Origin of the sequence: Roseimaritima sediminicola (genome assembly GCF_009618275.1) — a bacterium.
Taxonomy (GTDB): domain Bacteria; phylum Planctomycetota; class Planctomycetia; order Pirellulales; family Pirellulaceae; genus Roseimaritima; species Roseimaritima sediminicola.
Genome location: NZ_WIAD01000008.1, coordinates 26,522 through 38,968, shown reverse-complemented (window position 1 = coordinate 38,968; position 12,447 = coordinate 26,522). Strand labels below are relative to the sequence as shown.

At 61.2% G+C, this 12,447-nt stretch carries 11 protein-coding genes; 6 read left to right on the top strand and 5 right to left on the bottom strand.

Features of this window, described 5'->3' with window-relative positions:
• Window positions 1-68 precede the first annotated feature (68 nt).
• Window positions 69-2,159, top strand: coding sequence for a catalase (locus tag GE027_RS06570; protein WP_237607345.1), 2,091 nt, complete (start codon window positions 69-71; stop codon window positions 2,157-2,159).
• 315 nt (window positions 2,160-2,474) lie between these two features.
• Complete coding sequence (locus GE027_RS06565; RefSeq protein ID WP_202617343.1) at window positions 2,475-3,164, top strand: endonuclease III domain-containing protein; 690 nt, start codon at window positions 2,475-2,477, stop codon at window positions 3,162-3,164.
• Window positions 3,165-3,263: 99 nt separating this feature from the next.
• On the opposite strand, the gene GE027_RS06560 is transcribed toward GE027_RS06565, so the two are convergent.
• Window positions 3,264-4,313 carry a YheT family hydrolase gene (locus GE027_RS06560; protein ID WP_237607344.1) on the bottom strand — a complete coding sequence of 350 codons (1,050 nt, stop codon included), beginning with the start codon at window positions 4,311-4,313 and terminating at the stop codon, window positions 3,264-3,266.
• Window positions 4,314-4,601: 288 nt separating this feature from the next.
• Here GE027_RS06560 and GE027_RS06555 point away from each other — a divergent pair, with 288 nt between their 5' ends.
• Window positions 4,602-4,940 (top strand): DUF4235 domain-containing protein, encoded by a 339-nt coding sequence (locus tag GE027_RS06555; RefSeq protein WP_153556389.1) that lies wholly within the window; start codon window positions 4,602-4,604, stop codon window positions 4,938-4,940.
• Between the two features lie 111 nt (window positions 4,941-5,051).
• A complete protein-coding gene (locus GE027_RS06550; protein ID WP_153556388.1) occupies window positions 5,052-5,231 on the top strand; it encodes a YqaE/Pmp3 family membrane protein in 180 nt (59 codons plus the stop codon).
• Window positions 5,232-5,295: 64 nt separating this feature from the next.
• Here the strand turns inward: GE027_RS06550 and panC are convergent, their stop codons facing one another.
• The 4 genes from panC to GE027_RS06530 form a co-directional block, all read right to left on the bottom strand.
• The gene (gene panC, locus GE027_RS06545; protein WP_153556387.1) at window positions 5,296-6,159 is read right to left on the bottom strand and encodes a pantoate--beta-alanine ligase; all 864 of its coding nucleotides are present in this window, start codon (window positions 6,157-6,159) and stop codon (window positions 5,296-5,298) included.
• A gap of 51 nt (window positions 6,160-6,210) precedes the next feature.
• The gene (locus GE027_RS06540) at window positions 6,211-6,621 is read right to left on the bottom strand and encodes a bifunctional nuclease family protein (RefSeq protein WP_153556386.1); all 411 of its coding nucleotides are present in this window, start codon (window positions 6,619-6,621) and stop codon (window positions 6,211-6,213) included.
• A 292-nt stretch (window positions 6,622-6,913) separates the two neighbouring features.
• On the bottom strand, window positions 6,914-7,096 hold the full coding sequence (locus GE027_RS06535) for a hypothetical protein (RefSeq protein ID WP_153556385.1): 183 nt from the start codon (window positions 7,094-7,096) through the stop codon (window positions 6,914-6,916).
• Window positions 7,097-7,444: 348 nt separating this feature from the next.
• Window positions 7,445-8,776, bottom strand: coding sequence for an amidohydrolase family protein (locus GE027_RS06530; protein WP_153556384.1), 1,332 nt, complete (start codon window positions 8,774-8,776; stop codon window positions 7,445-7,447).
• A gap of 165 nt (window positions 8,777-8,941) precedes the next feature.
• Between GE027_RS06530 and GE027_RS06525 the strand changes: the two genes are divergently transcribed.
• Window positions 8,942-11,131 carry a protein kinase domain-containing protein gene (locus tag GE027_RS06525; protein ID WP_153556383.1) on the top strand — a complete coding sequence of 730 codons (2,190 nt, stop codon included), beginning with the start codon at window positions 8,942-8,944 and terminating at the stop codon, window positions 11,129-11,131.
• A complete protein-coding gene (locus GE027_RS06520; protein WP_153556382.1) occupies window positions 11,131-12,429 on the top strand; it encodes an adenosylmethionine--8-amino-7-oxononanoate transaminase in 1,299 nt (432 codons plus the stop codon). The genes GE027_RS06525 and GE027_RS06520 overlap by 1 nt, the downstream gene beginning before the upstream one ends.
• Window positions 12,430-12,447: the final 18 nt, after the last annotated feature.

Genomic DNA, 12,447 nt, shown 5'->3' with positions numbered 1-12,447 from the left:
TTTTTTCTTTCGATGCGTCGGTTGCATCCCGATGCATTTTCTTTCCTTCTTACCTTCAGGTAGTGATCGTGGCAAAAAAGCATCCCGTGGACCCGAATGCAGAACTGGGCAATGGTGGCGAAGTGCATCAGGTGGCCCAAGAGGGCGATCAACCGATGACCACCAACCAAGGTCTGACGATCGCCGATGACAACAACACCCTGACGGTCGGGCCCCGCGGTCCGCAGTTGTTGGAAGATTTCGTCTATCGCGAAAAGATGACGCACTTCGACCACGAACGGATCCCCGAACGCGTCGTCCACGCCCGTGGCTATGCCGCGCACGGTTTCTTCCAGGCCTACGAATCGCACGCAAAACTCACCAAGGCAGCGTTCCTGCAGGATCCTTCGATCAAGACGCCCGTGTTTTGCCGGTTTTCGACGGTGGCCGGCCGGGCCGGTTCGTTTGATACCGCGCGGGACGTACGCGGTTTCGCGGTGAAGTTCTACACCAGCGCCGGCAACTACGACCTGGTCGGAAACAACATCCCCGTCTTCTTTATTCAGGACGGGATGAAGTTTCCCGACCTGGTTCACAGCGTCAAACCCGAACCCGATCGCGATTTCCCTCAGGCGCAGTCCGCGCACAACACCTTTTGGGACTTCGTTTCCCTGAACCCAGAAAGCATGCACATGCTGACCTGGATCATGTCCGACCGCGCCATTCCGCGATCGTTCCGGATGATGGAAGGGTTTGGGGTGCACACCTTTCGAATGATCAACGAGCAAGGTGAATCGACGTTCGTGAAATTTCACTGGCGTCCCAAACTGGGAACGTTCTCCCTGGTCTGGGACGAAGCGGTGAAGATCGGCGGTGCGGATCCGGACTTCCATCGGCGGGATCTGTGGACGGCGATCGAATCGGGGGACTATCCCGAATGGGAGCTGTGCGTGCAGGCGTTCAGCGAAAAACAAGCCGCAGAGTTTGACTTCGACGTCCTCGATGCGACCAAGGTCATCCCAGAGGAACTCGTGCCGCTGACTCCGCTGGGCAAGATGGTGTTGAACCGCAACGTCGATAACTTCTTTGCCGAAACCGAACAGGTCGCGTTCTGTCCCTCGCACGTGGTTCCCGGTATCGATTTCAGCAATGATCCGCTGCTGCAGGGCCGCCTGTTCTCCTATTTGGACACCCAGCTGTCGCGATTGGGCAGTCCGAACTTTCACCAGATCCCGGTCAATCAGCCCAAATGTCCCTTCGCCAATTTCCAACGCGATGGCCACATGCAGATGCAGATTCCGACCGGCCGCGTCGCCAACAATCCCAACGGGATCGACGAAGGCAGCCCTCGACAGTGTCCCAAGAGCGGCTTCGAGACGCACCCGGCCGAAGAGTCCGGCGCCAAACTGCGGATCCGCCCCGAGAGCTTTGCCGATTATTACTCGCAAGCCCGCTTGTTCTATCGTTCGCTGACCGAACCGGAGCAACGACACATGGCCGGTGGGTTCGCGTTTGAACTGGGCAAATGCGACATCATGGAGATTCGCACGCGGATGCTCGGGCATCTCTACAACATCGATACGGAACTGGCTGATCGCGTCGCCAAGCAACTGGGCATGCAGGGCCAGGAGGATAAGATCGAACCGGTGGTGACGCCACGCGATCCCAAGCCTTCCGAAGCGCTCTCGCAGTACGCCAAAGCTCCGCAGACGCTGAAGGGCAAGAAGATTGGGCTGTTGACGACCGATGGCGTCGACGCCGGCCTGTTGGCAATGCTGCGGAAGACCGCCGAAGAGGAGGGAGCCATGTTGGAGATCGTCGCGCCCAAAGCCGGCCCGATACAAACCGCCGGTGGCAAGGAAGTCATCCCCGACCACTTCCTGGACGGGGCTCCCTCGATCCTGTTCGACTGTGTGGTGGTGGCTCCGGCCGAGGACAACGCCGACCAGCTTGCCCAACAGGCTGCGGCGGTCGACTGGATTCGCAATGCCTACTCCCACCTGAAGGTGATCGGTTACAACCAGGCGGCCAAGCAGGTTTTCCAAGGCGCTGGCGTGGCGACCGAAGGCGAGACGGGCGTGGTCGACATCGGCGGCGGTGAGTTCGACGGGTTCGTCGCGGAGGCGAAAAAGTATCGCATCTGGGAACGCGAATCCAAAGTGCGCCCCGCGATGGTCTGAGCCCGCGCCCCCCGTGGCATAGGCTTCCAGCCTGTGGTTGTCCCAGTGGCATAGGCTTCCAGCCTGTGGTCTCCCAGTGGCATAGGCTTCCAGCCTGTGGTCTCCCAGTGGCATAGGCTTCCAGCCTGTGGTCTCCCAGTGGCATAGGCTTCCAGCCTGTGGTCTCCCAGTGGCATAGGCTTCCAGCCTGTGGTTGTCCCAGTGGCATAGGCTTCCAGCCTGTGGTTGTCCCCGTGGCATAGGCTTCCAGCCTGTGGTCTTCCCGTGGCACAGGCTTCCAGCCTGTACCACATCTTTTTTCTGAATGCGGCTGGTATGCGAGATCCAAACCCAGAGGCGCAGTGGCCGATGAATGACCGGGAGGTGGAAGCGTTTTACCGCACGCTTTCCGAGGCGATGCCCGGCCGCACCGCCACGGCAAAGGGGCCCAAGGACCAACCCAATCCGTTTCGCACGTGCATCTCTTGCATGTGTTCGGCTCAGTCGCTCGACCGCAACACGGCCGCTGCGACGCGAGCCCTGTTTCGCCTTGCGCGGACGCCGCAAAGCATGGCTCGGCTACCGGTCGAAAGCATTGCCGGCGCGATCCGTCCCTGCGGCTTATACAACCGCAAGGCTCAGAACATTCTGGCCTTCTGCAACGCCCTGATCCAACGCCACGAGGGCCGCGTTCCCAATACGCGTGAAGCCCTGATGCAGTTACCGGGTATCGGCCGCAAGTGCGCCGACATCGTGCTGCAGTTTGCTTTCGGCATCGACACCATCGCCGTCGACACGCATGTGTATCGGGTCTGCAACCGGACCGGTTTGGCGCCCGGCACCACGGCCGACAAGACGGCTGACACGCTGTTGGCTCGCACCCCGGGCTGGGCCCTGCCGCAAGCTCACTTCTGGCTGATTCAATTTGGCAAAACCTACTGCACCGCTCGAGCGCCGCGATGTGAAGCCTGTCCGGCCAACACGTGGTGCCGCTACTACCGTCAGTCGAGTGCGGCCAGCAAATAAACTACGGACCATCCCCGGGCCTCGCGGCCCAACCTTTCCGCTGCGTGTCCGGGTGTCGACGCCGGCATTCCTCGAAAGATTCATTCCGACGTGCTTAGATCACTCGGAAGCCTCGCTACGGCGTTTCAAACAATCATCGAAGAATCGCACCGTACACGCTTCGTGCCAACGTTTTCCGTTTTGATCTAAAAACCCCGTGTGCCCACCCGAGGAGGCCAAGGCGGCGAACAGCGGTCCTTCATCGGTCCACTGCCGTTGGTGAAACACATCGTCGTCGACCACCGGATCGTCCTCGGCGTGAATCAACAAAGTGCGGGTTCGAATATCGTCCAGGACGTGGATCGCACTGTTGGCCCGGTAGTATTCTTCGGCACCGTCGAAGTCAAAGAGCTTTGCGGTAAATTGATCGTCCAACTCCCAGACACTCGACGCGTTCTTCGCCGCCTCGAGCTGCTCGTCGCTCAATTTGACATTGGGACGCAGCACTTCGGCGCGTTGCTTACGCAGCAGGTATTGATCGAACACGCGGTTCCAACCCGACCGCAGGTTTCGCGAAGTGACCTCCATGTCCAGCGGCGCCGAGACACTGACGGCGGCCTGCACCGGACAGTCTTCCCCTTCCTCGGCCAAGTACCGCAGCATCGGATTGGCCCCCAGCGAGAACGCCACCATGGCGATGCCTCCCTCGATCCAGTGCGAGTAGTCTTCGCGCAGGTGTTTGACCAATCGCCGGATGTCATCGGTAAAGCCGGGGTGATGAAAGTGCGAACATTCACTGCGCGAGGTGCCCGCCCCGCGGTGGTTCCACAACACGACCGGATACTCGTGCTCGAGCAACCGCAGGCCGATGGATTTCATATAACCGCTGGTCGCCGTCCCACCCATGCCGTGAAACACAATCACCAGCGGTTTGGTACTCGTCGCGGACTTGGGCGGCAGGTAGTGGCCGAGCAACACATCCGGGGGCGTGCGGTCGTCTTCAATGCGAATGATTTCGTGGCCCGGCCACGTGTCCAAATCCAGGTCGACGCGAAGGGCTTTGATCGACAAGGTCTGCATCCAACCACCCCGCCACCAGCGATGCGGCTCGAAGGGTTCCAGGCAGGTCAGCGTTTCGACCGCGCCTTGATGTGTTTCTTGAGCAGACACAGGGATGGATTCCGTTTGCAGTATTGGATCTTCAGTATTGGACTCGACGGATTCTCGCGTGGCCCGATCGCCGGTGCGGCGCCGGATCGAGCAAGACGCTACGGGTCGGCAAACCGGCCAACGTCCTAGTCTAGCGACTGGAAAAGGGGAACGACGCCCTCGACGGCCTGCGAGAGCCGAAGCGATTGGCACGCAATATGCATCTTCCTGGTTCTCTACACGACCGAGCCCATGCCTTGCGTAAGGGCTCGCGCCGCCCCCCTTCACAACTTCGAGAGAAACCGAACGATGCTTGACGAACTGAGAAACGGCTACGAAGACGTCCAGTCTCGTGTCCGCGGAATGACAATGGGCGACCAACCCGACGGCAAGAACGAGGGCGTTGGTCAAATGGAAAACATGCTCGCCTTCGCCGCGGCGATCGGGGCTGGCTTTCTGGCTCGTCAATTGCTGCAGAACAGCTGGCGAGCGGCCTTTCAGCAGGATCCGCCGAAAAACCCCGCCTCGCACGAGGTTGACTGGCAGGACGCCCTGCTGTGGGGCGCCCTATCGGGTGCCATCGTCGGTGCGGCTCGCATCGCTTCGCGACGCAGCGCCTCGTCGGCCTATCGCAAATTCCGCAGCTGAACTTTGCTTCGGCCGGTCGTCGCCGAAACGGCCTCGCTGAGAGTCCGCCCGAGCGACTGCCGAACCGCCATCCGCTTTTTTGTTTAACAACTCCCTTCAAGGACAACTCTAATGAGCACTCAAGTCGCTTCGCATAACACGCTTCTGAAAGTCATTCTCGCGATTCTGCTTCCGCCCCTGGCCGTCTTCATGCACTCGGGGCTGAGCACGCAGTTCTGGTTGAACCTGGTGCTGACGATCGTTGGACTGTGGATCGTGGGAATCATCCACGCCCTGATCGTCGTCCTGTAGCATCACGCGGCGGTCCGCATCATGCGGTGCCGGTTCATGCGGTGCCGGTTCATGCGGTGCCGGTTCATGCGGTGGCCAGCGAGTCGGTGTCCAATCGCAGGTTGTCGATCAATCGCGTGCCGCCCAGGTGCGCGGCGATCAGCGCGATGGGCTGCTCGGGCACGGTGGAGTGAGAGGTCAGGTTATCGGCATCGACTACCGTGGCATAGTCGATTCGGTTGATGCCGCCGGCCTGCAAGACGGCTCGCATGCCGCGTTCCAAGGCGGCCGTAGAGCGTTCGCCGTTTTGGTAGCGCTCAGCCGCCTGCCGCAGCGCGCGGATCAAACTGAGCGCGCGGCTTCGCTGGTCACCGGACAGGTAGCGGTTGCGTGAGCTGAGCGCCAGCCCATCCGCGTCTCGCACGGTGGGGCACACTTCGATATCGACACCAAAGTCCAGTTCGCGGTTCATGTGCTCGAGCACACACGCTTGTTGATAGTCTTTGTGGCCGAAGAAAGCGTGGGTGCACGGCAACACGTGGAACAATTTCGCTACCACGGTCGTGACCCCGCGAAAATGGTCGGGACGATGTTTGCCTTCCAGTCGCAAAGCAACTTTCGGCGGCTGGACATACGTGGAAAAGCCGCTCGAGTACATCTCTTCGGTGTCGGGAACAAACACCGCGTCCACGCCGCATCCCGCCAGCATCTCAAGATCGGATTCCAGCGTGCGGGGATAGCGAGCCAGATCCTCATCGGGCGCAAACTGCGTCGGATTCACAAAGATCGAAGCCGCCGTGGCTTGGCATCGCCGCACCGACCGCCGAACCAAACTCAGGTGGCCTTCATGGAGCGCCCCCATGGTGGGCACCAAACCAATCGCGTCGACGGCGCAGCGTTGCTGGAACATCCAGCGCCGGGCCGCTTCCTTTTCCTTGAAGACCTGCATGATCGACCTATTGTCGAATTGGCGGGGACTCTGTGGTAAAGCCGGTCGGCACTACTGGTCCGACGTCGCCTGCGCCAGCACGTCCTCGTTGACGAAGATCGGCAGCGGCGGGTCGAACGTCACGGCCACGGCGATCGCATCGCTGGGCCGCGCATCGATCTCGATGATCTCGCCGTCCTTCTTCAGTCGCAACTGCGCAAAATAAGTGTGTTCCTGCAGATCACTGATCACCACGCTCTCCAGTTCCGCACCCAGCTCCTCGGCAACGCCGACAATCAAATCATGGGTCAGCGGACGAGGTGGCTGGTATCCCTCTTTGACGCGACGATCGATATTGGTCGCCTCGAAAATACCGATCAGAATCGGAAACTGACGCTCCCCTCCTACCTCTTGCAGATAGATCACCTGGTTGTCGCTGATCTCGCTGATAATGATCCGCGCCAGCTGCATTTGCACGGGCATTGTTCGGCTCTTGTACAAAAGGGGGAAGAGAACGGGTTCGATAGGACGCGGTTGTTAGTATAAGCGCTAGTCCGAACGACTGCACCGCGCCGACGGCGGCCGTCCTCAGAAAAAGACGCCGCCCCGAAGACGCCGCTTCCAAGCTTGGCGCATAAAAAAACCGCGGCGGTGCGAGAACGATACCGACGCGGTCTCGGGGGCAGCTGGCGGGCCGAATCACAGTCCCGCCAAGTGAGCCTCGACGCGAATAACTTCTGATCTAATGAAATTCGATCTTTGGAATCAGGCCCGATTAGGACTTGGATGCGGCCAGGGCTCGCAGTTCTTCCAATTCAACCGAGAGGCGGTGACGCAACGGGCTTTCGCAACGCAACTCATCGAGCAGTTCCTCGGCCTTGTCGAAAGTCTCCTCGTTCCGGTCCGGGTTGTTGATCAGTTTGCGAAAACTAGTTTCCACCTGTGATTCGGTTAGCAAGACTTTCTCCTTCGTGAGTTCGCCAATCAACGGATTGCAGCGCGGCACACGTCAACTGTGTGCCAGCCAAGACGCTTTTGTATGGGTTGTTCAACCGATCTTTCCATTCTAGGCTCCGCCCCTAATGCGCCAACCCTAATAAACGTCGGAGAACGCAGCGCGAGGCCGCGAAAACGGTCATGCATGCGGCGCGCCACGACGTAAGGCGCGCGTTCCTTTCCTTTGAACGCGACGTAGGTCGTAGATCTTTTCTTTGAACCGTTTCTGCGGACCATCCCAGCAAGCTCGCTGCCACTAGCTCAGGTGGGTGGCTTGATGCCTGTCCCGTTGTAGCTCTGAGTCACGGGCTTAGAAGTCTGTCTCACCCTCGACCGCCTTCAGTCGCTCGGCGATCCCCGGAATCAACCGTGCGGCGTTGTCACGGTAGATCTTTCGCAGCACGTCCTCGGGCAGATGCACGCCGTAGATCCTCCACAACCCTTGCGGCGGGAACGCTTTCTCGCTGTAAGGAAAGTACTCGTCACGGGTTTCGAAGAACCGCCAGTAATAGCGGACGCGAACTTCCGGCCAGGGACCATCGGTGCCGAATAACACGCGGTCGGCGTAGCGGATCAGGAAGTCCCGAGCGGTGTACGGTTGCCGGCCCAGTTCGTTGATCCGCGACGAGGGATCGACGTACAGATTGGGATACCGATCCAGCCACCGCGCTAACTTGCTCAAGTCTTCGCCACTGCTGGCCATGTGGGCCGCGATAAAGCGGGTGTTGGGGTGTCGTTCGATCACGCGATTGCGCGCTTCGAAGAGAGCTTCGCGCGTGGGAAAGTCGTCTTCCGGCTGGTCGTTATAGAAACTCCAGTCCGGGTGACGACTCAGTTCCTCCCACCGCTCGTTGGTCTTGTCGATGGGCTGGAAAAACGCCAGTGGATCGGCGGTGTGGATCAGCACGGGCAAGTCCAGTTCGCCGCACGCTTGCCAGATGGGATCCCAGCGCGGGTCATCGACGCGCAACAATTCTCCCGCGGCGTCGCGGTATCCCAGGCCGAACCGCTTGAAAACCTTGACCCCGCTGATCCCACGTTGTTTGGCGCGAGCCAGCGCTTCGGCGGTTCGCTGGGCAAAACCGGGACGCTGGCAAGCCCAGGTTTCCGGCCGGTCTTCCTGCCCATCGCCCTGCCAGTCGATGTTGGCGAACACGGCAAAGCGGTCGCGGTGGTCCTTCCACAAAAACGCCAGATGCTCATCCAGCTGGGAGCCCAGTTTTCCATCCAGCGAACAACACACGGCAATCCGATTGCGATCCATCAGATCGACAAAATCTTCCAGCGCCTGTCGATTGTGTCGTTGCCGGTAGAAGAAGTGCGTGTGGATATCCACCGTCCAGAACCGCGCCCGCTCGATCGCCGTTTCGGGGACCTTCAGTAGCGAGCGCGGACGGAACTCGCGGAGCAGCAGCTCGCGGCCCTCGCTGCCGTCGAGCGGAAGTTCCAGCGGCGGGGTCGCCGCCCCAGAGCTGGCCGTTTCGCCAGCCCGATCCGCAGTCCCGGCGTCGGAGGTCACCCCGTTCTGGGCCGCAGGCGAAGCGTTCGGGGCCGCAGGCGAAGCGTTCGGGGCCGCAGGCGAAGCGGTCTGGGCCGCTGGCGAAGCGTTCTGGGCCTTCGCCGCCGGCACCACGCAGAGCATGCACAACCCGAGGATCGCCCCCCCTACGAGCCGCGCGGCGCGGAGCGTTATAGTGGATCGGGTGCAACCAGCATGGCTGCCAGGCGGGAAATGCAGAACAGCAAACGCATGTTTCGAATGGTCAGGCATCAGTTCTGTGAACCTAAATTAGATCGGTGAAAACGCGTGTCCGGCGATTATACGCAGCATCAGTCCGAAGGCGAACAAGCGGAAGCCGAGCAGCTGAGCCTGCAGGCGACGGTTCCGCCTTCGCAGATCCCGGGCTATCGCCTGGAACGGTTCCTCGGCGCCGGGGCCTTCGGGCAGGTTTGGGTCGGACGCGATCTGAATACCGGGCGGCAGGTGGCGGTCAAGTTCTACATGCACCGCGGGGGCGTGAATTGGTCCTTGCTGTCTCGCGAAGTCAAAAACCTGGTCCAGCTGTCGACCGACAAGTACGTGGTCCAGGTGCTGGAAGTCGGCTGGGACGGCGACCCTCCCTATTATGTCATGGAATACATCCGCAGCGGATCGCTGGAGGATCACTTGGCCGCCAAGGGTCGTCTGTCGGTTCGCAGCGCGGTGGAGATCTTTCGGCGGCTGTGCATCGGATTGAACCACAGCCATGGCAAGGGTGTGCTGCACTGCGATCTGAAACCGGCCAACATCTTGTTGGACGAAGATCACGATCCCCGCTTGGCCGATTTTGGACAGAGCCGGATGTCGCACGATCAGACGCCGGCGCTGGGCACCTTGTTTTACATGGCCCCCGAGCAAGCCGATTTGGATGCCACGCCCGACGCCCGTTGGGATGTGTACGGATTGGGCGCGATCATGTATCGCATGTTGACCGGTTCGGCGCCGCATCGCAACGAACGCCTGGTCCACGAAATGGACACCGAAGGCTCGCTGCCCAAGCGTCTGCAGCGATACCGTGAAACGATCCTGAACGCCAAGCCGCCCAAGCAACATTATGCGCGGCCCGGCGTCGACCGCATGCTGGCGCAGATCGTCGACCGCTGTCTGTTGGCGAACCCGGAGGAACGATTCGCGAACGTCCAACAGGTGATCGAGGCCCTCGAACGGCGTGACGCCAAACGCTCGCGTCGGCCGTTGATGTTGTTGGGCATCGTCGGACCACTGCTGTTGTTGACCGCCACCGGGATCTATGCGGCCCGCAGCATTTCGCAGTCCCGGCAAAAATTCACCACCGCCCTGCGAGCGGCTTCGCATGACAGCAACCAGTTCGCAGCCAAGTTCGCCGCGCGGACGCTGGAAAGCCAGATCCAGAGCTACTTCGATGTGGCGGCCAGCGAAGCGGAACGAGACGAGCTGCACCAGGCTCTCGCGCCGTTGATGTCGGACCCTGAATTCGAACAGATGCTGGACGCCGTGGCCGAGGGCGAAGCGATCTCGGTGCGAGATACGTTTCTCGATTATCCGCCGCGTCAAGCGATCGACCGATTTTTAAAGCAGCGTCTGGACCACCACCTGAATCGACACCGGCTCAATGACCGATCCCCGCACCTGGCGACGATCTTCTTGACCGATGACCGCGGCACGATCTTCGCGATGGGGTACGAGAATCCGGTCCCGCGCGAGAACCAGAGTACCGCCCGAAACTTTGCCTTCCGCAGCTACTTTCATGGCGGCCGCGAGGACCTGCCCCGCGATGTCGATCCCGGCGCGATCGAACCGCTGGACCATACCCACATGTCGCCCCCGTTTCTGAGCACCTCGACCAATCTTTGGAAGGTAGCGGTCAGCACTCCGATTTACTTGTCCGATGACCGCAGCCGCGCCGACGCCGTGTTGGTGATCACGACCAATCTGGGTGAGTTCGAACTGATCCAATCCGACGCCAGCACCGAACAGGTGGCCGTGTTGATCGATTCTCGCCAAGGCGACAAATACGGCACGATCTTGCAACACCCGCTGATGGACCAGCGAGCCGCCCAAGGTTATTCCCTGGCCACGCGCCGGTTTCAATTGTCCCTGCCGCTGCTGGACCAATTGCTCGAGGGCCGGGACGTGGACTACATCGACCCGGTGGCCGACACCGACGGCGGTCAGGCCTATCAGGGAACCTGGTTGGCCGCGGTCCAGCCCGTGGCGCTGCCGCAGTCCGAACGCAACGAGGGCGAACACTCCGAGTTGTTGGTCCTGGTGCAGTACCGCCTGAGCAACGTGACGGCGCCGGTGCAGACGTTGCTGGAATCGCTGTGGCGCGAAGGGGCGATTGCGATGGTTGCGATTGTGCTGGTAATGTTCCTGCTGTGGTACCTGGTCCTGCGGGCCAGCGACCTGCGGGTCGATCGCTTCGACGCCCAAGAAGCCCAAAAGCGTTTGGGCGATACCCTGACCACGGACGAGTGATGAACGTTTCGCCCGATCGATTAAGCGGTGACGCTTCCTGGCGACAAGACGCCGCGGCGTACCTGTGGATGCCGTACTGCCAGATGAAGACGGCCGCGCCGCCCTTGCCGGTCGTGGCCACCGAGGATGTCTACCTGATTCTCGAGGACGGCCGGCGTCTGATCGATGGCATGGCCTCCTGGTGGACGGCCTGCCACGGCTACAACCATCCGCATATTGCCCGCTGCGTCGAGCAGCAGCTTGCCGCCATGCCACACGTCATGTTCGGTGGCATCCAGCATCCGCAAGCGGCCCGCTTGGCGGGGCGTTTGGCGGAGTTGTTGCCCGGTACGCTGAACCGCGTCTTTCTCTGCGATTCCGGATCGGTATCGGTGGAAGTCGCGATGAAGATGGCCGTGCAGTATCACCTGAATCGCGGCCAACGAGGCCGCAGCCGCTTTCTGGCCTTTGCGCATGCCTACCACGGCGACACCACCGGCGCGATGTCGCTGTGCGATCCCGAGACCAGCATGCACGCCCACTTCAGCGGTTTGCTGTTGCAGCAAGCGCATCGCGAATTGCCGCAGAACGAGCACGATCTGGACCGGCTGGACGCTTGGTTGCGCGACAACGCCCCGTCGCTGGCCGCGGTGATCATCGAACCGCTGATCCAAGGCGCAGGCGGCATGCGTTTTCACTCCCCCGAGGTGCTCCGCGGCCTGCGGCGGTTGTGCACCCGGCACGGTGTGCTGTTGATTGCCGACGAGATCGCCACCGGATTCGGACGCACCGGCAGCATGTTCGCCTGCCAGCAAGCCGACGTGGTTCCGGACATCATCTGTTTGGGAAAAGCCCTTACCGGCGGCACCATGTCGCTGGCGGCAACCGTCGCGACCGATGCCGTCTTCGCAGCGTTTTACGATGACGCCCCGGGCCACGCTCTGATGCACGGCCCGACCTTCATGGCGAACCCGCTGGCCTGTGCAGCAGCCAACGCGTCGCTGGATCTGTTCGAGACCGAACCGCGGCTGCAGCAGGCGAGAGACCTGGAGGGCATTCTTCGTGAAGGGTTGCAGCCCTGCGCCGCGTTGCCCTCGGTCGTGGACGTGCGAACGCGAGGCGCCGTAGGCGTGGTCCAGGTCAAACGATTGTCGCGGGTTCCCCAAATCATCGACGCCGGCGTCCGCCGCGGTATCTGGATTCGCCCCTTCAAGGACATGGTCTACGTCACGCCGCCGCTGACGATCGGCCCGGACGTCGCAGGCCAGCTGTGCCGCGCCATCGTCCAGGTCATGCACGAGTGGGACGCGGCGGCATAGGTTTCTGAGCGGCATCGG